Source organism: Saccharothrix isguenensis (genome assembly GCF_052936305.1).
Window position 1 is genome coordinate 5,629,071 of sequence record NZ_CP193626.1, and the last position, 25,694, is coordinate 5,654,764.

Sequence of the window (25,694 nt, forward strand, 5' to 3'; positions counted from 1 at the left end):
TCAGCCGATCCGCGTTACGCCGAATGGCGTCACGGGATCCGACTCTGCCACTCCCACCTCACTGATTCCAATGGTCCCGGCGTGAACATCAACCACATGGGTCACAGCACGCGTCTCAAACATCCTGTCCATCGGCGACCGAGGGCCCTCAGTTGACCTCGCGGTCCAGGTCGGACCAGTACGGCGCGCGCAGCTTGAACTTCTGCACCTTGCCGGTGGCGGTGCGCGGGATGGCGTCGCGGAACTCCACCGACGTCGGCGCCTTGTAGCCGGCGAGCCGGGTCTTGCAGTGCGCGATCAGCTCCGCCTCGGTCACCTCGGCGCCCTCGGCCGTCACGATCAGCGCCTTGATCGTCTCGCCCCACCTGTCGTGCGGCACGCCGATCACCGCCGCCTCGGCCACCGCGGGGTGGCTGAACAGGGCGTCCTCCACCTCGATGGACGACACGTTCTCGCCGCCGGTGATGATCACGTCCTTCTTCCGGTCGGAGATCGTGAGGTGGCCCTCGTCGTCCAGCGAGCCGCCGTCACCGGTGTGGAACCAGCCGCCCTCCAGCGCCTCGGCGGTGGCCTCGGGGTTCTCCCAGTACCCGGCCATCACGACGTTCCCGCGGGCCAGCACCTCGCCGCTCTCGGACACCTTGAGCCGCCCGCCCAGCCCCGGCGCCCCCGCCCGCGACAGCTTCCGCGCCCGGTCGTCCGCCGACAGCGCGTCGTCAGCCGGTCGGGACCGGTTGAACGTGAGCAGCGGTGACGTCTCGGTCAGGCCGTAGAGCTGCAGGAACTCCCAGCCCAGCTCCTCGGCGACGCGGGCGATGGTGCGGCTCGGCGGCGGCGCGCCCGCGCAGATGATCCGGACGCGGTCCCGGCCCGGGATCTCGCCGTCCCACTCCTGGGCCGCGTCGAGGACGGCGCTCCAGACGGCGGGCGCGCCGCACATCAGCGTGACGCCGTGGTCGCGCACGCGCCTCAGGATCTCGGCGCCGTCGACCTTGCGCAGCACGACCTGCGGCACGCCGAGGCCGGCGAGGCCGAACGGCATCCCCCAGCCGTTGCAGTGGAACATCGGCAGGACGTGCATGTAGACGTCCCGCTCCCACGCGCGGGCGTGCATGGCGAACGTGACCGCGTTGATCCAGATGTTGCGGTGGGTCATCTGGACGCCCTTGGGCCGGGCGGTGGTGCCGGACGTGTAGTTGACGGTGGCGGTCGCGTCCTCGTCGGGCTCGCTCCACGGGCGCGGCTCGGTGTCGAACCGCATCAGCTCGGACTCGGTCTGCTCGCCGAGGACGAACCGGTGGCGGGCGGTGATCCCGCCGGAATCCGGTCCGAAGTCCAGTTCGGGGTCCACGAGCAGGACGGACGCGCCGCTGTGCTCGACGATGTAGGACACCTCGTCGGCGCGCAGCCGGAAGTTGACCGGCACCGCGATGCGGCCGGAAGCGGGCACGGCGTGCAGCAGTTCGAGCAGCCGGGCCGAGTTGTGGCTGACCACGGCGACCCGTTCGCCCTCGCCGACGCCCAGCGCGTCGAACCCGGCCTGCCAGGCGCGGACGCGGGTGGCGAACCGGCCGTAGGTGGTGGTCGGCACGGGGGCCGCGGGCTGGTCGGGCTCGTCGACGGCAGCCGTCGTGTCGGCGAAGACCTGCTCCGCCCGGTAGAGGAAATCGGCGACGGTCAGGGGTACGCGCATGCACCGTGACCTTATTGACCACCGCCCGCGTTGACCACCGTTCGGCTCACCCGGTCGTCAGCACGAACCGGCGGTTGAGGGGCTGCACGGGGCGGGAGTGGTCGGCGTGGGCGCGGATGAAGGCGCGCAGGGCCGGGTCGTCCACTTGGACCGGTTCGCTCATCACCACCCAGCTCACCACCTCCTGGAACTCGCCGGTGGTCAGCGAGCCCTCGTAGCGGTGGAAGCCGCCGCCGGGGAACAGCGCGGGCAGGTCGATGCCGCTCGGCGGTTTCGCCTCCGACGCGCCCGGCTCACCGAGGCCGAGGAACACCGCGACCACGCAGGCCCGCAGGCCGTCGTCCGCCCTCAGGTGGACGGCGTGCATCTCCGCACCCCGCGACCGGCCGTCGACCCAGTGCTCGCTCGGGCGGTGGAAGTGGATGTTGTCGAGCCGGAACTCGCGCCCGGACAGGAGCACCGTGTGCTCGCCCTTCGGCCGCAGGCGCCAGCCGTGCCCCTCCTCGGCCGCGCTGAACTGGTCCGCGCGCCACCGCACGGCCAGCTCGTCCGCCAACTGCGGCACGACCACGGCGTCGCGGATGTTGATCGGTGACTGCTGGCCTCCCACACCGGCGATGCTGCCACCGGGACCTGGTCACGAGAGGATGGTCCAGCCTCCCGAACGGGTGACTACCAGCTGCTCGGGTCGCCCCAGGTGCGGACCGGGCCGGTCGCCACCACCGGCACCGCCGCCAGCTCCGGCAACGCCGAGGCGGCCGGTTCGCGCACGACGGCAGCCGCCAGTTCGTCGTACGGCGTCGGCTCCAGGGCGCAGATCACCACCGCCGCGCCCGCCCGCGCCGCCAACGGCACCAGCTGCGCGGCGGGCTCCACCATGAGCGACGTCCCGGCCACCAGCATCACGTCGCAGTCCAACGCCGCCGTCCGCGCCGCGCGCAGCACATCGGAGTCCAGCGGCTCGCCGAACGCCACCGCGGCCGGCCGGAGGATTCCACCGCACACGACGCACTGCGGCGGCGAGTCACCACCGCGCACGCGGTCCAACGCCTCGCTCATCGCACCGGCGGCACCACACGAGACGCACACGACGCGGGACATCGACCCGTGCAGCTCCACCACCGACGAAGACCCGGCCCGCTGGTGCAGCCCGTCGACGTTCTGCGTCACCAGCGACCGCACCCGCCCGGCGCGTTCCAACACCGCCAACGCGTGGTGCGCGGCGTTGGGCTCGGCCGTCCACATCGGATCGTCCAGCCAGGACTCCCACGCCGCCCGCCGCGCCTCCGCCGACGTCGCGAACGACGACGCGTCGAACCCGAACCGCACCACGCCCGACTCGACGGAGACCCCTGCGCCGGTGAGCACGGTGATCCGCCGTGCGACGGCCATCACGTCCCGTGCACTCATGCACCTACCGTGCCACACGCCTGCGAGCATGTCGGGGTGCGAGGGACACGTCGGAGGAGCCGACCATGAGACGACCGTTGGCGGGGCCGACCACCCGACACCGGGCTGGAGCGGTGCTCGGAGTTATCGGTTTGGTCACAGCGGCGGTGGGCACGTTCCTGCCCTGGCTGCGTTCCGGCACGGTCACGAGGACCAGTTACGAGGTGCTCGCTCTTCGTGGTTTCGCCGGGTTGGACGGCGTGCCGGGGGAGATCGTGCGCGGGATCTGGGTCGGACTCACCCCGTTGGCGGTGTGCTGCGTGGTGCTCTGGGTGCTGCGACTTCACCGGTTCGCCGCGTGTGTCGCACTTCTCTTTGGCACGATTGCGGGAACGGTGGCGGCACTGGCCGCCGTCCAAGGGGGCAACGAGGCAGCACTGGTCGGGATCAGCATGACCGGACCGGTGACAACCCTCGGTGGTGCCGTGCTGGGGGTCGCAGGGGCGATCACCGTGCTCACCGCGAAATCCCGCACAGCGATCAGCACTCCAGGAGGAGCACCGTGAGCTACCCAGGCGGCGGCGGAGGCGAATGGCCACCGCAGAACAACCCGTACGGCCAGCCGCAGCAGGGGGGCTACCCGCAGCAGGGCGGCTACCCCCAGCAGGGCCCGCAGCAGGGCCCGCAGCAGGGCCCGCAGCAGGGGGGCTACCCGCACCAGGGCGGCTACCCGCAGACCGGTCCACAGCCTCAGCAGGGTTACCCGCAGACCGGTCCGCAGGGCTTCCCACCGCCCCAGCAGCCCGGCTACCAGCAGGACTTCGGCCAGCAGCAGCCGTACGGCTTCGCCGGTGGCGAGCCGCCGAAGAAGAAGCGCACCGGCCTCGTCATCACCGCCGTCGTCGCCGTCCTCGCGCTGGCCGCGGGCACGGTCGGCACGGTGTGGGCGCTGCGCAGCTCCGACGACGTGGCGGCGGGCTCCGAGAGCCCGTCCACGGCGGCGAACAACCTGCTCAGCGCGCTGGGCAGCGGTGACGTCCTCGGCATCATGAACGGTCTGGCGCCCGCCGAGGCCAAGCTGAGCAAGGACTACACCGAGGCCACCATCAGCGAGGCCAAGCGGCTGGAGATCCTGAAGGCGGACGCCGACCCGAACAAGCTCAGCGGTGTCCAGATCAAGAGCGAGGGCATCAAGTTCGACGACGCCGCCGCGGAGAAGGTCAACGACCGCCTGACGATCAACAAGGTGGTCGAGGGCAAGATCACGATCACCTCGGACGTCAAGCAGATCCCGTTGACCGACAAGCTGGTCGACGCGCTCGGCGCGGACCTCGACAAGGCCGCTCCCGAGACGGAGACGCTGGACTTCGCCAAGGAGATGGCGGACCGCAAGGGCAAGCCGATCGGCATCGCCACCATCAAGGTCGGCGACGAGTGGTACCCGAGCCTCTTCTACACCATCGCGCACGCCGCCTTGGAGTCCGAAGACCTCAAGTGGCCCGCCAAGGGCATCGCGCCGGCCGGCGCGGGCTCGGCGAACGAGGCCGCCAAGCAGATGGTGACGAAGGCGCTCGCCGGTGACTTCGAGGGCGTCATCGCGCTCCTGCCGCCGGACGAGATGGGCGTGCTCCAGGACGTCGGCCCGATCCTGCTGGACCAGATGGGCAGGACGCCCGACACGGGCGCGAAGCTGATCGAGCTGGAGACCGACTCGAAGGACGTCCCCGGCGGCTCCCTGCTCACCATCCGCGAGCTCGTGATCGAGGCCGAGGGCGAGGAGGTCTCGATCAGCCGTGACGGCGACTGCTACTCCGCCACCGTCCAGGGCAAGTCGCAGAAGCTCTGCGCGGACGAGATCACGCAGCTGGTCGAGCAGCAGGGCGGCAGCCAGATCCCGCCGGCCGCGGTCGACGTGATCGCCCGGATCGGCGCGCAGGTGCTGAAGGACGGCATCGGCGTGGTCGCCACCGAGGTGGACGGCAAGTGGTACGTCAGCCCGTTCCGGACCTACAGCGAGCTGTTCCTGACGCTGATGCGCGGTCTGGAGCCGAAGGACATCGACGAGCTGATCAAGGCCGCGAAGTAGTCCTGCCGAAAGTAGTCCTGCCCTGTCGTCCCGCAGTCCTGGTCCACCGGTCGGCCCCCGTCGCGCGCGTCATCCGCGGCGGGGGCCGACCGCTGTCCCGAGCCAGGTCGCGCCGGCCACGAACAGCACCGCGAGCAGGCCGGAGAGCGCCAGCGCGGACGTGACGCCGTCGTCGTGGGACAGCGACCACAGCACGTTGCCGACCGGCGGCGTGCGACCGAACAGGAACACCACCGCCACCAGGGCGGTCGCCGCGAGCACGGACCAGCCGGGCTGCGTGATCACCGGACGGCCGCACAGCACGCCGACGCCCACGCCGACGAGCGCGCACACCGCGAGCGCCGCGAACCCCTGCGCCACCGTGCCGAGCGGGTACGGGCGGGGCTGGGTCAGCACCGGCGCCAGTGCGGCGACGACGGCCAGCCCCAGCGCCGCGAGGACGGACAGCACGGTCACGGCGGCCTGGGCGCGCGCCCAGCCTCCCGCCGCCACCACCGTGATGGTCCGGCGGACCGGGTCCTCGGCGGTCGCGATCACCACCGTCAGCCACACCGACACCGGGTAGACCAGCACGCACGTCCCGGCGTACGCGGGCAGCGGCGGCCCGGCGTCGGAGGCGTAGAGCATCCCGAGCACGGCCACGTGCAGCAGCAACGGCGGCAGCCAGCGCTGGGTGCGCAGCACGTCCACCAGCAGGTACCGCACCAGCGCCGTCACGACCGCACGCTCCGCACCGAGCAGCCCAGCCGCAGGGCCTCGGCCAGCACGCCGTCGCTGAACCCGGGCCGCACCTCGACCCGCGCCCCGCCGCCGACCGCGCGTGCCGCGGACACCCCTTCCAGCGAGCTGATCAGCGTGAACGCCTCCCCCACGGACTCCAGTTCGATCACCACGCCACCATTCGCCACCGTGCCGAGCGCCACCTCGCGCGCACCGGGCACGTCGTGCCCGTGGTGGTCGGTCAGCACGACGGCGGCCCCCGACGACGCCACCAGGTCGGGCAGCACCCCGGCCGCGGCGGCGTCCAGCCCGGACCACGGCTCGTCCAGCACCAGCAGGTCCGTCGCGTGCAGCGCCTGTGCCAGCGCGACCTTCTGCGCGTTGCCCTTCGACAGGGTCGCCATCGGCGCGGTGGGTTCGCCCACGAAACCCAGCGCCTCGACCAGGTCCCACCGCACCGGCACGCCCCGCACGGCGGCGAGGTGGCGCAGGTAGTCGCGGGCGGACAGCTTCACGCCGCTGGGGAACCGCTCCGGCACGTACCCGACCGACGCGCCCCTGGTCACCCGCCCGGCCGAGGGCGCCGTGACGCCCGCGGCGACGCGCAGCAGGGTCGACTTGCCGGACCCGTTCCCGCCGCGCAGCACGACCACGTCACCGCGTTCCACCGTCAGCGAGACGTCGCGCAGCACCCACGGCCCGCGGCCATAGCGCTTGCCGATTCGATCAAGACGCACCACGGATGTGATGATGCCCCGATCAACGTAGGACCGGGTTGAAGCGGAATACAGGACACGCGTACTGTTTGGGGTGAGAGGGCGCCGCACCGCACGGTGCGGAAGACTCGACAGAAGTTCCCCTACCGACTTCGCGCGTGACCAGATGGAGTTTCACGTGACTGCACCAAGCAAGGACAGCTTCGGCGCCCGCGGCACGCTCACCGTCGGCGACGCCTCGTACGAGGTGTTCCGGCTGAACGCGGTCGACGGCGCCGAGCGCCTGCCGTACAGCTTGAAGATCCTGCTGGAGAACCTGCTGCGGACCGAGGACGGCGTGAACATCACCGCCGACCACGTGCGCGCGCTGGGCAGCTGGGATCCGTCGGCCGAGCCGAACACCGAGATCCAGTTCACGCCGTCCCGGGTGGTGATGCAGGACTTCACCGGCGTGCCGTGCGTGGTCGACCTGGCCACCATGCGCGAGGCCGTCACCCACCTCGGCGGCGACCCGACGAAGGTGAACCCGCTGGCGCCCGCCGAGCTGGTCATCGACCACTCGGTGATCGCCGACATCTTCGGCCGGCCGGACGCGTTCGAGCTGAACGTCGACCTGGAGTACCAGCGCAACAAGGAGCGCTACCAGTTCCTGCGCTGGGGCCAGACCGCGTTCGACGAGTTCAAGGTCGTCCCGCCAGGCACCGGCATCGTGCACCAGGTGAACATCGAGCACCTGGCCCGCGTGGTGATGGTCCGCAACGGCCAGGCGTACCCGGACACGCTCGTCGGCACCGACAGCCACACCACCATGGTGAACGGCATCGGCGTGCTGGGCTGGGGCGTCGGCGGCATCGAGGCCGAGGCCGCCATGCTGGGCCAGCCGGTCTCCATGCTGATCCCGCGCGTCGTGGGCTTCAAGCTGCACGGCGAGCTGCCCCCCGGCGCGACCGCGACCGACCTGGTGCTGACGATCACCGAGATGCTCCGCAAGCACGGCGCGGTCGGCAAGTTCGTCGAGTTCTACGGCTCGGGCGTCGGCGCGGTGCCACTGGCCAACCGCGCCACCATCGGCAACATGAGCCCCGAGTTCGGGTCCACCTGCGCGATCTTCCCGATCGACGGCGAGACCATCGACTACCTGAAGCTGACCGGCCGCACGGCCGAGCAGCTGGCGCTGGTCGAGGCCTACGCCAAGGAGCAGGGCCTCTGGCACGACCCGTCGGTCGAGCCGGTGTACTCCGAGACGCTGGAGCTGGACCTGTCGACGGTCGTCCCGTCGATCGCCGGCCCGAAGCGCCCGCAGGACCGGATCGACCTGACCGACGCCAAGCAGGCGTTCCGGCAGGCGCTGGGCGCGTACGTCTCGAACACCGACAGCGCGGCGGACTCGCCGGTGGACGAGGCGTCCAAGGAGTCGTTCCCGGCCAGCGACTCGCCCGCGCTGAGCAACGGCGACGCGGGCGGCAAGCCGCACGTGTTCCACACCGCCGCCGACGGCGCGGAGGGCCGGCCGTCCAACCCGGTCAAGGTGTCGCTGGACGGCGCGGAGTTCGAACTGGACCACGGCGCCGTCGCGATCGCCGCGATCACGTCGTGCACCAACACGTCCAACCCGTCGGTGATGCTCGGCGCGGCGCTGCTGGCGAAGAAGGCCGTGGAGAAGGGCCTGGAGCGCAAGCCGTGGGTCAAGACCACGCTGGCTCCCGGGTCCAAGGTCGTCATGGACTACTACGAGCGCGCGGGGCTGCTGCCGTACCTGGAGAAGCTGGGCTTCCACCTGGTCGGCTACGGCTGCACCACGTGCATCGGCAACTCGGGCCCGCTGCAGGACGAGATCTCGGCCGGCATCAACCAGGGCGACCTGGCGGCCGTGTCGGTGCTGTCGGGCAACCGGAACTTCGAGGGCCGGATCAACCCGGACATCAAGATGAACTACCTCGCGTCCCCGCCGCTGGTGGTGGCGTACGCGCTGGCCGGTTCGATGGACAAGGACATCACCACCGAGCCCTTGGGCACGGACCAGGACGGCGAGCCGGTGTACCTGGCCGACATCTGGCCGTCGCCGCAGGAGATCTCCGAGGTGGTCGCGTCGTCGATCTCCCCGGAGGGCTTCGCCAAGGGCTACAAGGACGTGTTCGCCGGTGACCAGCGGTGGCAGTCGCTGCCCACGCCGACCGGCAAGACGTTCGAGTGGGACCCGCAGTCCACGTACGTGCGCAAGCCCCCGTACTTCGAGGGCATGCGGATGGAGCCGTCCCCGGTGACGGAGATCAGCGGCGCGCGGGTGCTGGCGCTGCTGGGCGACTCGGTCACCACGGACCACATCTCGCCCGCCGGTTCGATCAAGGCCGACTCGCCCGCGGGCAAGTACCTGACCGAGCACGGCGTGGAGCGCAAGGACTTCAACTCGTACGGCTCGCGCCGGGGCAACCACGAGGTGATGATCCGGGGCACGTTCGCGAACATCCGGCTGCGCAACCTGCTGCTCGCCGACGAGGACAACGGGCAGGGCGTCCAGGGCGGGTTCACCCGCAACTTCCTGGAAGAGGGCGCGCCGCAGACCACGATCTACGACGCGTCCGAGGCCTACGCGGCGGCCGGTGTGCCGCTGGTCGTGTTGGCGGGCAAGGAGTACGGCTCCGGCTCGTCGCGCGACTGGGCCGCGAAGGGCACCTCGCTGCTCGGCGTGCGGGCCGTGATCGCCGAGTCGTTCGAGCGCATCCACCGGTCGAACCTGATCGGCATGGGCGTCCTGCCGCTGCAGTTCCCGGAGGGGTCTTCGGCGGCGTCGCTGGGCCTGGACGGCACGGAGACGTACGACTTCACCGGCATCACCGCGCTGAACGACGGCGACACGCCCCGGACGGTGCACGTGGTGGCGACGAAGGCGGACGGCTCGAAGGTGGAGTTCGACGCGGTCGTCCGCATCGACACCCCCGGTGAGGCCGACTACTACCGCAACGGCGGCATCATGCAGTACGTGCTGCGCAAGATGGTCCGCAGCTAGTCATCGGTGCGCGACAGGGCCGTCCACCTCCGGGTGGGCGGCCCTGTCGCCGTCGCGGCGGCCGGCGGAGAGCCGGCGGCACGCCGCGCGGATACCGCCCACCGCATTGTCGTCACAATTCCGACTACTAACGTAACGAAGCCCCGATCAAAAACGACCGATCATTTCCACTAGACCGATCGGGTGAACGCAGTGCCATTCCACGGAATACCCGCCTAACCTCGTCTTGCCGACGCCATCCGACTCGCACGGAACTGTCATTTGGTCGGATCTCTGCTGGTCCGCACCTGTTCGGGGACTGACAAACCCGGCTTCGCCGGGGTGCTCGACGTGATTCCAGAGGGGAATTCACGTCTCGTCGGCACGCACGAGGAGGTGCGAAACCGAATGCACAAGAACTCTCGAAGACGCGCTTGCGGCGTCACCGCGATCCTGCTGGCCGCATTGGCCTCCCCACTCGCCACGACCACCGCCGCGACAGCCGCCGACGGAACGGTCACCGGCACGAAGGCGCTCGGTGTCACGGACATCGCCTGTGGTGGCTCCGTCCCGGTCACCGTCACGCTCGACGCCGCGACCGGCATCGCCGGCAACCCGGTGGACATCGAGCTGGTCCTCGACCGGTCCGGCAGCATGCAGGGCGCCATCGGCACCCTCAAGGTCGCCGCCAAGTCGTTCGTGGACATCATCGACGAGGCCACCGACGGCTCGCTGGACGGTGTGATCGCCAACGGCAGCCGGATCGGCGTGGTCAGCTTCGCCGACGGCGCCACGGTGGACGCGCCGCTCTCGTCGGACGCGAACGCCGCCAAGGCCGCCATCGACGCGCTCAACGCGTCCGGCGGCACGAACCACTCCGCGGCCATCTCCACCGGCCAGGCGCAGCTCGCCGGATCACTGCCCGGCAACTCCAAGACGATGGTCGTCATGACCGACGGCGTGACGACCGTGGGCAGCGACGCGAGTGACGACGCGGCAGCGGCACGGGCGGCCGGCACCGAGATCTTCGGCATCGGCCTCGGCTCGGTCGACTCGGCCGAGATCCGGGACTGGACGACGGACCCCGACGCCACCCACTACTACGAGGCCCCGACTCCCGCGCAGCTGCAGGAAATCTTCGAGGCGATCGGCGCGGCCATCGTGGTGCCCGCGGCGACGAACGTGACCGTGGTCGACACCGTGGCGCCGCAGTTCTCGGTCAGCGGCGCGGCGGTCTCCAAGGGCTCGGTCGGACAGGCCGGCAACCAGCTCACCTGGACCATCGACGAGCTCGGCACCGAATCGGTGACCCTGACGTTCACCGCGACCCACCTCCCGGCTGCCGGCGGCGGCGCACTGGCGGTCAACCCGTCGGTCGTCTACTCCGACACCGAGGGCCACGTCGTGGCGTTCGGCAACCCGACCGTGAACGTGCGCGGCTGCGCGGCGGCCATCGACGTGGAGCCCGAGCACGAGGTCAACGAACTCGGCACGCCGGGCCAGACGCACACCGTGACCGCCACCGTCACCGACGACTTCGGCGACCCGGTGCCGAACACGGCCGTCACCTTCGCGATCCTGTCCGGCCCGAACGCGGGCGCGGCCGGTGGCTCGAACACCTCGGCCGCCGGCACGGCGGACTTCGCCTACCCGGCCACCCAGGGCCTCGCGGGCCTCGGCCAGGACTCGATCCGCGGCTGCTTCACCCACGCCGCCGGCCACCAGGTCTGCGACGACGTGCTGAAGGACTGGGTGGACACCACTCCCCCGGTCGTGACGTGCCAGCCCACCAACAACCCGAGCGGCGGCACCGTGCCGCCGGCCGACAACGAAGACGGCTTCTTCGTCCTGACCGCGACCGACGCGGTCGACCCGAACCCGCAGGTGTTCGTCTCCGACTCGGCGAGCACGGCCGTGTTCGGCGGGTTCCCGTCCGGCACGAAGATCAAGCTGGTGCAGGCGCCGGGCGCGACGCCGAACCAGAAGGCCGGTGTCGGTGACATCGACTGGCGCATCACGCTCAAGGGCGACGCCCTGGTCTACGGCGTGGACGCGTCGGGCAACCAGTCCGCTCCCGTGAGCTGCCTGGTCCCGCCGCCGCCGAAGTAACCACCGCACGCAGGACGACCGCACGCAGGACGTGAGGGGCGCAGACAAGGGCGTCCCTCACGTCCGCGCGGTCACCCGAGGATCGGGCCCAGGTAACCGCGGAGGACGTCTTTCAGCTCCCCCGCCAACGCCGGGTGCAACACCGGTAGTCGCACTGGCCACGGTCACGTCCCGAACGCCTGAAGCGACACGCCTTCAGCCCGAGTGAGCACGCCGGGTAGCAGGCGGACTTCCGCCTGCTACCCGTGCCGGTCCGACCGGCAGCCCTACCGGTGACGCCGAGGTCGCATCACGCGACGGCGGTCCCCTCCAGCTCGACCATCAGCTCGGGGATCGCCAGCCGGGCCACCCCGAGCATCGTGGTGGCCGGCGCCACCCCGGCGGCCCCCAACCGTGACGCCAGCACGCCGTAGTGCGGGAACAGCAGGTCCACGTCGGTGGTGTAGACGTTGAGCCGGACGAGGTTCGCCAGGGACATGCCCGCCTCGCCGAGAACGGCCTCCAGGTTGTCGAGGCTCAGCGCCAGCTGCGCCGCCATGTCACCGGCGTGCTCGGGCTTGCCGTCGCCGCCCATCGAGGTCTGCCCGGAGCAGTACAGGGTCCGGGTCTGCCCGGATACGATCTCGCCCTGGTTGTACCCCATCGGCACGGACCACCCCCAAGGGTTGACGGCCGTTCGTTCCACTGCCACATCAGCTCCATTCGACTCGTCGACACGTACGTGCAGCCTCGCAACGAATCACGACACCCTGTGTCGTGTATTCCCGTAGGGTTCTGGCGTGCGCGCCGACCGGTTGGTCTCGCTGGTGCTGCTGCTGCGCCGGCACGGCCGGCTGTCCGCGACGGCGCTGGCCCGCGAGTTGGAGGTGTCCACCCGCACCGTGCTGCGTGACGTCGAGGCGCTGTCGGCGGCCGGTGTCCCGGTCTACGCCGAACGCGGCCGGCACGGCGGTTTCGCGTTGTTGCCCGGTTTCCGGACGGAGCTCACCGGGCTGAACCACGACGAGGCGCTCGCCCTGCTGGTCGCCGGATCACGGCGCGGCGCGCAGGCGTTCGGCCTCGGCTCGGCGCTCGCGTCCGCCATGCTGAAGGTGGTTGACGCGCTGCCCGAGAGCCACCGGGACACCGCGGCCGACGTGGCCGAGCGCTTGCTCATCGACCCGGAGACCGACCTCCTCTCGCGCCGCGTCGTCGCCGAGGAAGTGCCCGACGCCATCGTGGCCGAGGTCCGGCGCGCCGTGTTCGCCGGGCACAAGCTGCGCATCCACTACGCGGCCGCGGGCCAGGCGCCGCAGTGGCGCACGGTGGACCCGATCGGCCTGGTCACCGTGCGCGACCAGGGCTACTTGCTGGCCACGAGGTCCGGCGCGGACCGCACCTACCGGCTGTCCCGGATCTCGGCCGCCGAGGAACTCGCCGAACCCGCGCAGCGAGCGGACCGGGTGGACCTGGACCGGGCCTGGCAGGAACGCAGCACGCGGTTCCGGGCCGGCGACGACCAGGTCACCGTGCTCGTGCGGGTGAACCCGGCACGGAGAGAGGACTTGCTGGGCACGGCGCTGGCCGTCCTCACCGAAGGAGCCGACGCGGACGGCCGGCTGCGGATGGAAGTGACCTTCCAAGACCGACGTCACGCCGAGTGGGCGCTGTGGCAGCTCAGCGCGAACGCGGAAGCCCTGGCCCCGCAGTGGTTGCGCACCGCCCTGTGCGACCGCGCCGCCGCGCTGGCCGACTGCTACCGCACCTGAACGCTGCCGCTGTCAGGCGGCGGCGCGGCTGGGGTCCTGGCGGGTGCGGCCGTCGCGTCCGCCACGGCCGCACCCCGGATCGCTAGAACGGCTGGACGTCGGGCTGGAACACCTGCCCGTCGGCCGGGGCCACGAGGTTCACCAGGTAATCCGTCACCAGCGCGTCCGCGCCGGCGCTGTCACCGAGGATGCAGTGCCCGAACGAGTCCACGCTGATCAACCGCGCGTTGCCGAGCTGCCGGACCATCCGCTTCGAGAACTCGTACCGGGTCGCCGGGTCGTAGTAGTTGCCCACCACGACGACCGGGTTCGGCGTGCGGCGGTGCCACGGGCCGGCCCACCGGTCGGGGCGGGGCGCCGGCCAGGTCGCGCACGTCAGCAGGTCGGACGCGGCCTGCTGGCGGCCGAACGTCGGCGACTCGCGCTCCCACTTCGCCGCCAGCACCGGGAACAGCTGCGGCACCCGGACGAACGGCTTGTCCGTGCAGTTCACGCCGTAGTACGAATCGTCGTACAGGTACTCGGTGTCGCCCGTGCGCCCGGCCCGGATGTCCGCCAGGCCGTGCTTGTTCGCCAACGGCGGCAGCAACTCGGCCTGCGCGGTGAAGGTGGCCACGCCCGGGTGCAGCACCGCGTAGACGCCCTGCAACCACGCCGCCAGCGCCTTGAACCTGGTCGGCGCGTACAGGTCGCCGGTGACCCGGCCGATGTAGCCGTCGTAGGTCACGACCTGGCCGGACGGCAGCGTGATCGACCGCGTGCGCAGGTGGTCGCGCACCTCGTCGAACTTCGCGCGCGGGTCGCCCTCGCTGTACGCGCACTTCTCGCCCTCGGCGTCGCAGCGCTCCAGGAACGCGTCCAGCGCCAGCTCGAAGCCCTGGGCGCGCTGCCGGTCGTACTCCGCGCCGTCGGACGTGCGCAGCGCCGGGTCGACGTTGCCGTCCAGCACCAGGGCGCGGGACTTCGACGGGAAGACGTTGGCGTAGGTCGCGCCGAGCAGCGTGCCGTAGGAGAAGCCCACGAACGTGAGCTGCCGATCGCCGACGCCCTCCCGCAGCAGGTCGAGGTCACGCGCGACGGCCTCGGTGGACATGTGGTTCAGCAACGGACCCGCGTTGCGCGCGCACGCGTCCGTGTAGTCCTCGGTCGCGTCCATGGTGTTGCGGATCTCGGTGCGGGTGACCGGGATGGCCGACATGCGACCGAAGATCTCGTCGGCCTCTTCGAGGGTCTTGAAGCAGCGCAACGGCGAGCTGCGCCCGACGCCGCGCGGGTCGAACCCGATCAGGTCGAACCGCTTCATGACCTCCGGCTGGAAGAACGAGCTGCCGTAGGCGGAGTAGATGAGCCCGGCGCCACCGGGACCGCCCGGGTTGATGAACAGCGAGCCGATCCGGTTGGCCTGGTCCTCCGCCGGGCGCTTCATCAGCGCGATGCTGATCTTCGGGCCGTGCGGCCGGGCGTGGTCCATCGGCACCGGGTGGTCGGCGCAGCTGACCTTGTCCCGCTGCGCGGCCGGGATCTCCGCCAGCACGTCGGCCGCGCACGTCGTCCACTGGACCGGGGCGGCGCCCGGAGTGGCGGCGGCGGCGTCGACGGCCACGAGACCGCACATCACCGTGCCCACGGCCAGCGCTAAGGCCAAGGTTCTCTTCTGGAGTTGCATGTGGTGGCGCTCCCTCGGTTCACTCGGCGTCGCCCCTCGGTGACACCACGACGCCATCGCGCGAGAGTCGCACTCGTTCGTGGGCGGCAACACCCGCAGAACGGAGGATTCGTGACCTACGGACGGTTCTTGCCAGGCCTCGTCCTGTCCGAGCGCTTCTACCGGGAGGCGGTCGAACCGCTGGTCAGGCGGCACTTCGGCGAGGTGCCGCACAGCGCGGCCCGGATCGGTCCCGGGTCCGAAGTGCTGGGCTTCGACACCGAGCGGTCCGCCGACCACGACTGGGGCCCGCGCCTGCAGCTTTTCCTGGACCCGGACGACACCCGCGCCGACGACATCCGGACGGCGCTCGCCGAGGACCTGCCCAAGTCGTTCCTCGGGTATCCCACGCACTTCGCCGGCGGCGGTAGCGCGCGGATGGCCCACACCGACGGGCCGGTGGACCACCGGGTGGACGTCACGGACGCGGGCGCGTGGTTCGACCGGGAGCTGGGCTTCGACCCGCGCGCCGGCGTGACCGTGCGGGACTGGCTGGCCGCGCCCACCCAGCGGTTGGCGGAGACGACGGCGGGCGGGGTGTTCCACGACGGGCTCGGTGTGCTGACGACCGCGCGGGAGGCACTGGCCTGGTACCCGGACGACGTGTGGCGCCACGTGCTGGCGTGCCAGTGGCTGAGGATCTCGCAGGAGGAGGCGTTCGTGGGCCGCTGCGGGGAAGTCGGGGACGAGCTGGGGTCGGCCGTCGTCGCCGCCCGCCTGACCCGCGACCTGATGCGGCTGCGCCTGCTGATCGACCGCCGCTACCCGCCCTACGGCAAGTGGCTCGGGTCCGCGTTCGCCCGGTACACCGAGCTGGTGCCGGTGCTGCGGGCGGTGCTCGCGGCCACCGACTGGCACGACCGGGAGCGCCACTTGGCCTCGGCGTACGAGGACGTGGCGTCCCGGTGCAACGAGCTGGGCCTGGCCGAGCCGGTGGACCCGACCACGCGGCCGTACCACGACCGCCCGTTCCGGGTGCTGCACGCCGAACGGTTCACCGCCGCCCTGCGCGCGGCGATCACCGACCCCGAGGTCGCCTCGCTGCCGCTCGTCGGTGCTGTCGACCAGTACGTCGACAGCACCGACGTGCTCGCGCACCCGGTCCGGATCAGGGTCCTGGAGCGCTAGCGGCGGCGCGAGCCACCCAACCGCGCGGGCCGCCCGATGGCGCCGGCCGACCGACGGCGCGGACTAGATGATTGATTCCAAGGGGTAGGCACCTGGAGATGTGGGGCGAGGGTGTCGATGTACGGGTTGTGACGACCGACATTGACACCCTCGCGACCGCACTCTATGTCAGAACCGACGACCTATTGAGGGACGCGCCGCACCTCGCGCCGTGGCGTCCGAAGGTCGGCCTGCGACCCCGCCTGACCGACGCGGAGTTGGTCACCCTGGCGGTGATGCAGGCCCTGCTCGGATTCACCTCCGAGGCCCGCTGGTTACGCCACGCCCGCGCGCATCTAAGGCATCTGTTCCGCTACCTGCCCCTACAGCCCGGCTACAACAAGCGGCTGCGCAAGGCGTCCGGCCTGGTCAAGGCGGTCATCCGGCTGTTGGCCGTCGACACCGCACTGTGGACCGACGACGTGTGGGTGGTCGACTCCACGCCGGTGGAGTGCGGCCGGTCGCGGGAGACCACGCGACGCTCCGACCTGGCCGGATGGGCCGAGTACGGTTACTGCGCTTCGCACTCCCGCTTCTTCTGGGGCCTGCGGCTGCACCTGGTCTGCACCCTGGGCGGCCTGCCGATCGCCTTCGCGTTGACCGGCGCGAAGGCCGACGAACGCACCACCCTGCTCGGTATCCTCGACGCCGACCCGACGCTCGCGGTCGAGCGTCCCGGCCAGGTCCTGATCGCCGACCGGCAGTACTACGGCCGCGACTTCGAACACGCCCTGGCCGACACCGGCCTCCGGCTGCTGCGCCCGGCACGCAAAGGCGAAGCCGAACGGCCCGGCGCAGCCCTGTTCAAACCACTGCGCCAGACCATCGAGTCGATCAACCAGACCTTCAAAGCCCAACTCGACCTCGAACGACACGGCGGACGCACACCCACCGGGGTCATCGCCCGCGTCCTGCAACGCATCCTCGCCCTGACCGCCGCCATCTGGCACAACGACCACACCGACCAGCCGATCAAGCGCTCCCTGACCGCCTACGACCACTAACCCTTGGAATCAATCATCTAGCCGACGGCGCGGGCCAGGGAGAGCGCGAACCGGCCCTCCGAGTCGGTCCACCAGCGGTGCACCTCGAAGCCCGCCGCGCCCAGCTCGCGGGTCACGCCGTCGCGCCGGAACTTCGCCGACACCTCCGTCCGCAGCTCCTCGCCCTCGGCGAACTCGACGTCGAGGCCGAGAGCGGCGACGTGGGCCTTGACCGGGCGGACCGCCCGCAACCGCATCTCGATCCACTCCTCCTCCGCGTTCCACAGGGCGACGTGCCGGAAGTCGTCCGGGTCGAAGTCCGCGCCCAGCTCCCGGTTCATCACGCGCAGGACGTTCCGGTTGAACTCGGCCGTCACGCCGTGCGCGTCGTCGTACGCGCGGACCAGGACGTCCGGGTCCTTCACCAGGTCCGTGCCCAGCAGCAGCCACTCCCCCGCGTTCAGCACCTCGCGCACCGACGCGAAGAACTTGTCGCGCTCCTCCGGGATCAGGTTGCCGATCGTGCCCCCGAGGAACGCCACCACCCGCGGCGGCGAGCCCGGCAGCAGGCCCAGGTGCTCGGTGAAGTCGCCGACCACACCGTGCACCCGCAGGCCCGGGTAGTCGGCCATGATCGCCTTCGCCGCCTCGGTCAACGCCGAGGGCGACACGTCCAGCGGCACGAACTCGGTCAACGTGCCGTGGTTGCGCAGCGCGCTGAGCAGCAGCCGCGTCTTCTCCGACGAGCCCGAACCCAGCTCGACCAGCGCGTGCGCGCCGGTGAGCGCGGCGATCTCCGGCCCCCGCACGACGAGGATCTCCCGTTCCGCGCGGGTCGGGTAGTACTCGGGCAGCCGGGTGATCTCCTCGAACAGGTCGCTCCCGACCGCGTCGTAGAACCACTTCGGCGACACCCACTTCGGCCGCGCGGTCAGCCCCGCCCTCGCCTCGGCCCGCAGCGCGACGGCCGCGTCCTCGGGAGTCAGGTGCACGTCCAGCACTGGCTCGGTCATCCTCGTCCAATCCGTTGAACGTCCACAGTAGACCGATCTGCCGTGACGACGTGCCCGTCGGGCACCTCCCGCCAGCGCGGGTCGTCGTCCAGCGGCTCGGAGGCCAACGTCACCGCGCCGGCGCCGGACAGCACCCACAGCGAGTGGGTCCACGTGGTGCCGGCGAGCACGGTTCCGTTGGTGAGCAACAGGTTCAGCCGCGAGCCGGGTGCGGCGGCGGCCACTTCGGACACCACGTCGGCGAGCGCCGCACCGGGCGCGGCGCCCGACGCGAGCCGGGACCGCACCAACGCCCACAGCAGGGCCGCGTCGGTCGGCGCGTCCAGCGTGAGCAGGGTGGACACGGGCAGCGTCCTGGCCACGCCCACCACGGACTCCGGCCAGTCGGCGACCCGACCGTTGTGGCTGAACAGCCACTGCCCGTCGGTGAACGGCGCGCAGGCCGTGTCCGCGACGGGCATGCCGACCGTCGCCGACCGGACGGCGGCCAGCACCGCGCCGGACACCGTGACCCGACTCAGCGCGAGCAGGTTCTCGTCCGACCAGATCGTGCCGGCCCGGCGGTAGCGCAGCGCCGGGCCGCCCGGCACGGGGTACCAGCCCACGCCGTAGCCGTCCACGTTGACCGTGCCGCCGCCGCGCATGTCCCGCGGCGCGTACGACTGCCGGACCAGCGAGTTCGGCGGGTCGTGCACCAGCGCGGCGACGGGCACGGCGGGACCCAGGTAACCCAGGTGGCGGCACACGTCAGACCGAGTCGTCGGGCGAGGCGTCCCGCGCGCAGCGGAAGCCGGCGAAGATCTGCCGCCGGATCGGGTAGTCCCAGTTCCGGAACGTCGAGCGCACCGCGGACTGGTCGCTGCCGAACGACCCGCCGCGCAGCACCTTGTGGTCCGGGCCGAAGAACACCTGCGAGTACTCCGCGTACGGGAACACCTCGAAGCCGGTGTACCCGTGGAAGTCGGAGCTGGTCCACTCCCACACGTCGCCGATGAGCTGGTGCACGCCCAGCGCCGACACGCCCGCCGGGTACGCGCCCACGGGTGCGGGGGCGAGGTGCCGCTGGTTCAGGTTCGCGTGCCGTTCCGCCGGCTCCTCGTCGCCCCACGGGTAGCGGCGCGACCGGCCCGTCGCCGGGTCGAACCGGGCCGCCTTCTCCCACTCGACCTCGGTGGGCAACCGCTTGCCCGCCCACCTCGCGTACGCCTCGGCCTCGTGGTGGCAGACGTGCACCACGGGCTGCTGCGGGTCGATCGGCGCGGTGACGCCGAACGCCGTGCGGTACCACTGGTCCCCGACGCGGTCCCAGAACCTCGGCGCGGCAAGGGAAGCCTTCCGGACGTGCGCCCAGCCGGCCTCGCTCCACCACCGCGGGTCGGTGTAACCGCCGTCCGCGATGAACGCCGCGTACGCGCCGTTCGTCACCGGGGTCGTGTCGATGAAGAACGGATCGGTGACGACCTGGTGCGCGGGCCGCTCGTTGTCCAGCGCCCACGCCTCGGTGGACGTGCCCATGGTGAACGGGCCACCGGGCACCAGGACCTCGGCCGGGCCGACCGGACCACCGCGCGGCGGCGGCGGGGCGTCCAGCACCGGCTCGCCCACGCGCAGCTGGTGGGTGGCGAGCATGGTCTCGTCGTGCTGCTGCTCGTGCTGCACGATCATGCCGAACGCGAACCCGCCGTCGACCAGCCTGTGGCCTTCGAGCGGGGTGCGCTCCAGCACGTCGAACACCTTGTCGCGGACCTCGCCGACGTACTGCCGGGCCTCGGCGGGGCCGAGCAGCGGCAGCTCCGGACGACTCGACCGGGCGTGCTTGAACGCGTCGTAGAGCTCGTCGATGTCCGCCCGGACCGGCTCCCGGCCGCCCACGTCGCGGACCAGCCACAGCTCTTCCTGGTTGCCGATGTGGGCGAGGTCCCACACCAGCGGGGACATCAGCTTGGAGTGCTGGCGGACGAGGTCGCGGTCGTCCACGGCGTCGGTGAGCAGCCTGCTGCGGTCGCGGGCACGGGTGAGCTGGGCCGCGATCCGGTCGCGGACGCCGGCGCTGTGGGACCGGTCGGCGCCGGTAGCGCCTGCGCCGGTCAGGCCTGCGCCGGTCGGGTTGAGGCTGGTCGGGTTCAGGCTGGTCGGGTTCAGGCTGGTCGGGTTCAGGCTGGTCATGAACGGCCCCCTGCCGTCTTCTCAGCGAGCATTCGGTGCAGTTCCTCGGCGATCGCGTCCGCCTGGCTTGCCGACAGGTCGGTGTCGGACAGCGCGACGCAGCCCAGGTCGACCACGTCGCGCGCCGCACGGGCGAGCACCGGGTCGTCCAGGCCGTAGCGCGCGGCGGCGAGCCAGCGGTTCGTCGCCGTCTCGGTGGCCGCCAGCACGCCGTCCACGGTCTCGGGCGCGCTGAACAGCGCCGCCATCAACACGACCGGCGGCAGCCACCGGCCGACCGGCGGGGTGTCGAGGTAGCGCACCTCCAGGTACCCGCGCGGCCGGACCGGCGGGAACTGGAGGGTGAGGTGGTAGTCGAGGTCGTCCTCGGTCGCCGGCCGGTCGTGCGCGCCCGCGATCCAGTCGGCGAACGTGAAGCGGTGCCGGGGCAACCAGTTCGGGCCCGGTCTGCGCACCGCGATGACCGGCGTGTCGAGCACGCGCTTGGCCCACGCGGCGGCCGGGTCGGCGCACACCGCCGCCGGACGGGTGCGCACCGGGTCGGTGGCGTAGAGGGTCCGCATCCTGGCGCTGGCCCAGTCGGTGCGGCGGCCGTTGACGCCGGGCGAGTTGGCGAACAGGGCGTTGAGGACGGGGCCGAGCGCGTGCACCGCGGCCCAGCGCTTCGGCAGGTCGCGGGCCAGACCGAAGTCCAGGCACACCTGGAGGCCCGCGGTGCTGCACATCATCGTGATGCCCTCGGGCCCGAGCGGGGCGAAGGCGTGCTCCATGGCCGCGTAACGGGGGATCTGGAGCATCCGGTGCGGCGGGCGGAACGGGTCCGCGCCGCGGTGGCCGAGCCGGAGACCGGCCGGTTCGAGCAGGTTCCGCAGGTGGTCCATGTCCGCCGTGACGGTCTTGACGAGTTCCGTCAGCGATTCGCGGGGCGGGGTGGAGATCTCGACCTGTCCACCCGGTTCCACGGTCAGCGGGGTGCCGGAAGGCAGTGGCCGCTGAGGGCTGTCGGGGACGAGGGTCGGTGGCGCGTGCTTGCCGAGAGCGGACGCGAGGGTCTTCGCGTCGAGCGGTCTGGCCGGGTCTTCGACGTGGTGGACGGTCCATTCGAATTCGACTCCGAGCAATCTCGGAGGTCCGTGCTTGAAGCAGACCGACGCGACGTACGCCTCGGCCTCGGCTCGATCCCGGAACACCGCCGGGGTGGGTCCCGGAACCGGGACATTACGGACAGCAGTCACTTTGGGCACTCCCCGTGATCATTCTGGCCCGATCGACGCTACACGGGGGCACCGACACTCGCAGCCGAGCAAAAGCCTTACAGATCAACGACATGTCGGTTGCGGGAACCACTCGTGACCACCGAACAGCCGGTGCGCGACGGCCGTCCGTCCGGCGACCGACCGCCGCCGCACTGCTCCGAACGGACGTTTCGCGGTGCCGGAGCGGACGACTCGCGGTGCCGGAGTGGAGGGCTCGCGGTCAGCGGGTGCGGTAGTGGGTGGCCCAGCGGTGGAACTCGGCGCGCGACGACGGCACGTCCAGCGCGATCCGGTCCAGCACCTCCACCTGGCGGCGCCCGGCGGGCAGGGCGAACGACGAGCGCAGCACCCCCACGTGCCCCGCCGCGAACGGCACCAGCCGGACCGGCACGTCACCCCGGCCCGCGAGCACGTCCAGCTGGTCGGCCATCACCGCTCCGTCGCCCACGCACGCGTGCAACGCGGCCTCGTGCACGAAGAACCGCGCGTGGGGCAGGGCACCCGACGCCGGACCGCCGTGGCCGCTGTCGTCACCCAGCGCCAGCGTGTACGCGGGTGTGCGCAGCGGCTCCGGGACGCACAACGTCTCGAACACCACCACCTCGCACCCGATCGGCTGGTCGGCCGGATCGCCCGATCGACGGCCCACCAGCCTGATCAGATCGATCAGGTCCGGTCCGCGCCGATTGCGGTCCACGGTGGACGGTCCACTCGACCAGCCCAATCCCGGCACCAGCCTGAGCGGCGGCCGGATGTCCTCACCTGCGGTCACGGTGCGCCACCGTAGTGACGTTGACCAGGGGTTTCGAGCCAGGAACACCAAGTCCACCCCAAAGTGGACCAAGTCAAGCCGTACGTACTGATTGGATTTCCCCGAGCGGCCCTGGCAACATCGACCGGTGCCCAGGGTGAGCCAGGACCACCTCGATGCCCGCCGCCGCCAGATCCTTGACGGTGCGCGCGCGTGTTTCGCTCGTTTCGGCTATGAAGGCGCGACAGTGCGCCGTCTCGAAGAGGCTACCGGCCTGTCCAGGGGCGCGATCTTCCACCACTTCCGGGACAAGGAGTCGCTGTTCCTCGCCCTCGCGGAGGACGACGCGCTGCGGATGGCGGAGGTCGTCGCCGAGCAGGGTCTGGTGCAGGTCATGCGCGACCTGCTGGAGCCGCCCGACCCGAACGAGGTCGAGCACCCCGCGGACTGGCTCGGCACCCGGCTGGAGGTGTCCCGCCGGCTGCGCACCGACCCCGAGTTCCGCGCGCGCTGGGCGGAGCGGTCCCGCCAGCTGACCGACGCGACGCGGCAGCGGCTGGAGCGCCAGCGCGAAGCCGGGAACCTGCGCGACGACGTGGACGTGGACGTGCTGACGTCGTTCCTGGAGCTGGTGCTGGAGGGCCTGGTGTCGCACCTGGCCATGGGCCTGCCCGCGGACGACCTCGAACCCGTGCTCGACCTGGTCGAGGAGAGCGTGCGCCGCCACCGACGCACGGGGTGACGGTCCGGGACCCCTGGCCGCCGGCCCCGCCCGCCTCGCGGACGGGATGGTCGCCGTGGCCGTGGTGCTGCTCGGCGCGTGGCTCGACCGCGCCCGCCGTCCGGTGTCCGCGTTGGCGGCCAACCGGTTCGTGCTGTCCGCCATGGCACTGGCCATGGTGTTCGCGCCCGCGCCGTGACTCGTGGCGGCGGCGTTCGTCGCGGGCATCACGCTGCCGATACGGGCGGCGGTTTCACCGACGTGGGTCCAGCCGCCTGGCGACCGACCTGCCCTGGGCCACGTCGCAGGACGCGTTGCTGTTCAAGGCGGCGGCGATCGGCGGACCGGCGCTCGCGGCGGTGCTGAGCACGGCCGCGTCGCCCGCCGTGGCGGTGGCCGTGGTCGGCGCGCTGTCGTTGGCCGGTGGGCTCCGCACGACGACGTTGCGCGTGCCGCCGCACCCGCCCGCCGAGCACCCGTCGCCGCGTTCCGCGATGTGGCGGGGTCTGCGGCACCTGGCCCCACTCCCCCGCTGCGCGGCTCGACGGTCGCGTCGGCCTGCCGCCAGTTGCCGCGGTGGCGTCCCGAACGGGTGGTCTTCACGACCATCGCGCTATACGGGGTGACGCTCGCGCCCTGGCGACCACCGCGCACTTCGCGGTGCTGGTGGGCTTGGCGGTGCTCAGCGGCCTGGCGCAGGGGCCGACACTGACCGCCACGATCACGGCGCGCCGGCGGTACACGCCCGAGGGATTGTCAGGACAGGTGTCGACCACCGGGGCGAGCCGGGAGGTCGGCGCGTTCGCGGCGGGCGCGGCGGGCGGCGGCGCGTTGCTCACCGCCTGGCCGCCGCCGGCGGTGATCTTGCTGGTCCCGGCCGGGCGGCTGGTCGCGGCGTCACTCGGAGCAGCCGCCGCCAGGCCGAAGCAGGCCGTTGCCGCGACCCCATAGGATCGCCGACATGGCTGACCCGCGACCTGCCCACGTGCACCGGGTGCGGGTGCGCCCGGTCGACTGCGACCGCCAGGGGATCGTGCACGCCTCGCGCTACGGGGTCTTCTTCGAGGCCGCGATGGTGGAGACGCTGCGGTCGCTGCTGGGGTCCTACAAGGAGTTGGAGAAGCACGGCATCGACTTCGTGATGGCCGAGACCTCCATCCGGTACCTCAGCCCGGCCCGGTTCGACGACCTGCTGCGCATCTCCGTGCGCGTGCGGACGCTCGGCACCACCACGTTGACCATGGGGTTCGAGGGCGACGTGGACGGCACACCGGTCGTCACCGGCTGGAACCGCTACGTCTCGTTCGGCACGCCGGAGCTGCGCAGCACCCCGATCCCGGCGGACTTCCGCAAGGTGCTGGAACGCCGTCCGGCCACGTCCCGGACCACCCCGGCCCCGAGGACAGCGCCTACGTCCGCACCCGCGCCCCGGAGCTGACCGCGTGACCCGCGCCTGAGCCCTCGGCCCGAGCCACGACCCGGCCCCCTTCGACGCGGACCGCGGTCTCGGTCTCGTCGCTCACCGCCGGCACGCCCGCCGCGCCCGCCAACGCGCCGTCCTCGTCGCACACCACCCGGATCGCGGGCCACGCGTGGACCGGGAACGCCTGCCGCAGGCTGACGCACAGCTGCGCCGTCACCAGCCGTGCCAGCGGGGCCAGCTCCGCCGGCGTGCCGGTGACCATCGCGAGGGTGACCCGCGCGCCGGTCCGCACCGCTTCCTCCACCGCCGCCAGCCGGTTGAGACCCAGCACGACGACGACGCCGTCCCCGTCCGGCGTCACCGGCTCACCGCGCACGAGGTCGACCACGGTCGGCGGCGCCCACGGCCCGTCCTCCCGCCGCACGGGCGCGCGGACGGGCAGCGGCCACCAGTCGCTCAACTCCAGGCCCGCCAACTGCTCGCACGCGCTGACCACGTCGAACGGCTCCAGGAAACCGGGCGCGGCGGTGGCCAACTGGCTCGCGCCGTGCAGGGTCGCGAGCACGACCTCGGCCTTGCGCACCATCCTGAACGGCGGCGAGCCGGGCTGCGGCACGACCCGGTCCAGGGCTTCCATCGCGAGGCTCAGCAGCACGGCGTCCAGCTTCAGCAGTTGCGTGAACGGCCGCCGCGTCACCTCCTCCGCGACCACCTCGGGCATGAAGTCGCGCGTCAGCGCGTCGTGGCTGAGCGAGGTGACCCAGGCGCGGGCCAGCGCGCCGAGGGCTTCGCGGACGTCCGAGCCGCGATGCGGGTCGGACGGCGCCGTCGCGCGCTCCGCCAGGTCCGCCAGCACGGCGAAGTAGAGCGCGCGCTTGCCGGGGAAGTTCGAGTACACCGCGCCCCGGGTGAGTTCGGCCCGCTGGGCGATCGTGTCGATCTTGGCGTCCCGGAATCCGCGTTCGGCGAACTCGGTGCGGGCCGCGTCCAGCACGCGCGCCCGGTTGCGCTCCTGCGCCTCCGCCCTGCTCAGCCGCGCCATCGAGCACCCCGTTTGCCACG

Annotated in this window: 25 protein-coding genes; 11 read left to right on the plus strand and 14 right to left on the minus strand. The window is 71.7% G+C overall.

Features of this window, described 5'->3' with window-relative positions; translation table 11 throughout:
- Positions 1-148: 148 nt before the first annotated feature.
- The 3 genes from ACRAKI_RS24755 to ACRAKI_RS24765 all read right to left on the minus strand — a co-directional run bounded on the left by ACRAKI_RS24755 (position 149) and on the right by ACRAKI_RS24765 (position 3,103).
- Positions 149-1,693, minus strand: coding sequence for an AMP-binding protein (locus tag ACRAKI_RS24755; protein WP_447002908.1), 1,545 nt, complete (start codon positions 1,691-1,693; stop codon positions 149-151).
- Between the two features lie 46 nt (positions 1,694-1,739).
- Positions 1,740-2,303 (minus strand): carbonic anhydrase family protein, encoded by a 564-nt coding sequence (locus ACRAKI_RS24760; protein WP_447002909.1) that lies wholly within the window; start codon positions 2,301-2,303, stop codon positions 1,740-1,742.
- Between the two features lie 62 nt (positions 2,304-2,365).
- Entirely contained in the window at positions 2,366-3,103 is a 738-nt protein-coding gene (locus tag ACRAKI_RS24765; RefSeq protein WP_447002910.1) for an SIR2 family NAD-dependent protein deacylase, read from the minus strand.
- Between the two features lie 65 nt (positions 3,104-3,168).
- Here ACRAKI_RS24765 and ACRAKI_RS24770 point away from each other — a divergent pair, with 65 nt between their 5' ends.
- Positions 3,169-3,648, plus strand: a complete 480-nt coding sequence (locus tag ACRAKI_RS24770) for a hypothetical protein (RefSeq protein WP_447002911.1) — start codon at positions 3,169-3,171, stop codon at positions 3,646-3,648.
- Complete coding sequence (locus tag ACRAKI_RS24775) at positions 3,645-5,168, plus strand: flagellar basal body protein FliL (protein WP_447002912.1); 1,524 nt, start codon at positions 3,645-3,647, stop codon at positions 5,166-5,168. The genes ACRAKI_RS24770 and ACRAKI_RS24775 overlap by 4 nt, the downstream gene beginning before the upstream one ends.
- 69 nt (positions 5,169-5,237) lie before the next feature.
- Here the strand turns inward: ACRAKI_RS24775 and ACRAKI_RS24780 are convergent, their stop codons facing one another.
- The gene (locus ACRAKI_RS24780) at positions 5,238-5,885 is read right to left on the minus strand and encodes a hypothetical protein (protein WP_447002913.1); all 648 of its coding nucleotides are present in this window, start codon (positions 5,883-5,885) and stop codon (positions 5,238-5,240) included.
- A complete protein-coding gene (locus ACRAKI_RS24785; RefSeq protein WP_447002914.1) occupies positions 5,882-6,628 on the minus strand; it encodes an ABC transporter ATP-binding protein in 747 nt (248 codons plus the stop codon). The genes ACRAKI_RS24780 and ACRAKI_RS24785 overlap by 4 nt, the downstream gene beginning before the upstream one ends.
- Before the next feature lie 154 nt (positions 6,629-6,782).
- On the opposite strand from ACRAKI_RS24785, the gene ACRAKI_RS24790 reads away from it, so the two are divergent.
- Both ACRAKI_RS24790 and ACRAKI_RS24795 read left to right on the plus strand, forming a co-directional pair.
- Positions 6,783-9,611, plus strand: coding sequence for an aconitate hydratase (locus ACRAKI_RS24790; RefSeq protein WP_447002915.1), 2,829 nt, complete (start codon positions 6,783-6,785; stop codon positions 9,609-9,611).
- Positions 9,612-9,998: 387 nt separating this feature from the next.
- Positions 9,999-11,699 (plus strand): VWA domain-containing protein, encoded by a 1,701-nt coding sequence (locus ACRAKI_RS24795; RefSeq protein ID WP_447002916.1) that lies wholly within the window; start codon positions 9,999-10,001, stop codon positions 11,697-11,699.
- Between the two features lie 289 nt (positions 11,700-11,988).
- On the opposite strand, the gene ACRAKI_RS24800 is transcribed toward ACRAKI_RS24795, so the two are convergent.
- Complete coding sequence (locus ACRAKI_RS24800) at positions 11,989-12,384, minus strand: RidA family protein (protein ID WP_447008501.1); 396 nt, start codon at positions 12,382-12,384, stop codon at positions 11,989-11,991.
- A gap of 94 nt (positions 12,385-12,478) precedes the next feature.
- Here ACRAKI_RS24800 and ACRAKI_RS24805 point away from each other — a divergent pair, with 94 nt between their 5' ends.
- On the plus strand, positions 12,479-13,447 hold the full coding sequence (locus ACRAKI_RS24805; RefSeq protein WP_447002917.1) for a helix-turn-helix transcriptional regulator: 969 nt from the start codon (positions 12,479-12,481) through the stop codon (positions 13,445-13,447).
- Between the two features lie 82 nt (positions 13,448-13,529).
- Here ACRAKI_RS24805 and ACRAKI_RS24810 read toward each other — a convergent pair whose 3' ends face one another.
- Positions 13,530-15,113: an alpha/beta hydrolase gene (locus ACRAKI_RS24810; protein WP_447002918.1), complete on the minus strand. Its 1,584-nt coding sequence runs from the start codon at positions 15,111-15,113 to the stop codon at positions 13,530-13,532.
- Between the two features lie 111 nt (positions 15,114-15,224).
- Here ACRAKI_RS24810 and ACRAKI_RS24815 point away from each other — a divergent pair, with 111 nt between their 5' ends.
- Positions 15,225-16,280 (plus strand): DUF4037 domain-containing protein, encoded by a 1,056-nt coding sequence (locus tag ACRAKI_RS24815; RefSeq protein WP_447002919.1) that lies wholly within the window; start codon positions 15,225-15,227, stop codon positions 16,278-16,280.
- Positions 16,281-16,408: 128 nt separating this feature from the next.
- Entirely contained in the window at positions 16,409-17,323 is a 915-nt protein-coding gene (locus ACRAKI_RS24820) for an IS982 family transposase (protein WP_447002037.1), read from the plus strand.
- Positions 17,324-17,340: 17 nt separating this feature from the next.
- Here ACRAKI_RS24820 and egtD read toward each other — a convergent pair whose 3' ends face one another.
- The 5 genes from egtD to ACRAKI_RS24845 form a co-directional block, all read right to left on the minus strand.
- Positions 17,341-18,315 (minus strand): L-histidine N(alpha)-methyltransferase, encoded by a 975-nt coding sequence (egtD, locus tag ACRAKI_RS24825; RefSeq protein WP_447002920.1) that lies wholly within the window; start codon positions 18,313-18,315, stop codon positions 17,341-17,343.
- Entirely contained in the window at positions 18,312-19,061 is a 750-nt protein-coding gene (egtC, locus tag ACRAKI_RS24830; RefSeq protein ID WP_447002921.1) for an ergothioneine biosynthesis protein EgtC, read from the minus strand. Before egtC ends, egtD begins: the two co-directional genes overlap by 4 nt.
- Before the next feature lies 1 nt (position 19,062).
- Positions 19,063-20,481 (minus strand): ergothioneine biosynthesis protein EgtB, encoded by a 1,419-nt coding sequence (egtB, locus tag ACRAKI_RS24835; RefSeq protein WP_447002922.1) that lies wholly within the window; start codon positions 20,479-20,481, stop codon positions 19,063-19,065.
- Positions 20,478-21,716: a glutamate-cysteine ligase family protein gene (locus ACRAKI_RS24840; protein ID WP_447002923.1), complete on the minus strand. Its 1,239-nt coding sequence runs from the start codon at positions 21,714-21,716 to the stop codon at positions 20,478-20,480. Before ACRAKI_RS24840 ends, egtB begins: the two co-directional genes overlap by 4 nt.
- Before the next feature lie 241 nt (positions 21,717-21,957).
- Positions 21,958-22,509 carry a Scr1 family TA system antitoxin-like transcriptional regulator gene (locus ACRAKI_RS24845; RefSeq protein ID WP_447002924.1) on the minus strand — a complete coding sequence of 184 codons (552 nt, stop codon included), beginning with the start codon at positions 22,507-22,509 and terminating at the stop codon, positions 21,958-21,960.
- A 127-nt stretch (positions 22,510-22,636) separates the two neighbouring features.
- On the opposite strand from ACRAKI_RS24845, the gene ACRAKI_RS24850 reads away from it, so the two are divergent.
- A complete protein-coding gene (locus tag ACRAKI_RS24850) occupies positions 22,637-23,230 on the plus strand; it encodes a TetR/AcrR family transcriptional regulator (RefSeq protein ID WP_447002925.1) in 594 nt (197 codons plus the stop codon).
- Positions 23,231-23,276: 46 nt separating this feature from the next.
- Positions 23,277-23,408, plus strand: a complete 132-nt coding sequence (locus tag ACRAKI_RS24855; protein WP_447002926.1) for a hypothetical protein — start codon at positions 23,277-23,279, stop codon at positions 23,406-23,408.
- Between the two features lie 54 nt (positions 23,409-23,462).
- On the opposite strand, the gene ACRAKI_RS24860 is transcribed toward ACRAKI_RS24855, so the two are convergent.
- The gene (locus ACRAKI_RS24860; RefSeq protein ID WP_447002927.1) at positions 23,463-23,645 is read right to left on the minus strand and encodes a hypothetical protein; all 183 of its coding nucleotides are present in this window, start codon (positions 23,643-23,645) and stop codon (positions 23,463-23,465) included.
- A 140-nt stretch (positions 23,646-23,785) separates the two neighbouring features.
- Between ACRAKI_RS24860 and ACRAKI_RS24865 the strand changes: the two genes are divergently transcribed.
- A complete protein-coding gene (locus ACRAKI_RS24865) occupies positions 23,786-24,160 on the plus strand; it encodes a hypothetical protein (protein WP_447002928.1) in 375 nt (124 codons plus the stop codon).
- Between the two features lie 10 nt (positions 24,161-24,170).
- Complete coding sequence (locus ACRAKI_RS24870) at positions 24,171-24,647, plus strand: acyl-CoA thioesterase (protein ID WP_447002929.1); 477 nt, start codon at positions 24,171-24,173, stop codon at positions 24,645-24,647.
- Here ACRAKI_RS24870 and ACRAKI_RS24875 read toward each other — a convergent pair.
- A complete protein-coding gene (locus tag ACRAKI_RS24875) occupies positions 24,619-25,674 on the minus strand; it encodes a TetR/AcrR family transcriptional regulator (RefSeq protein ID WP_447002930.1) in 1,056 nt (351 codons plus the stop codon). The genes ACRAKI_RS24870 and ACRAKI_RS24875 overlap by 29 nt on opposite strands.
- Positions 25,675-25,694 lie beyond the last annotated feature (20 nt).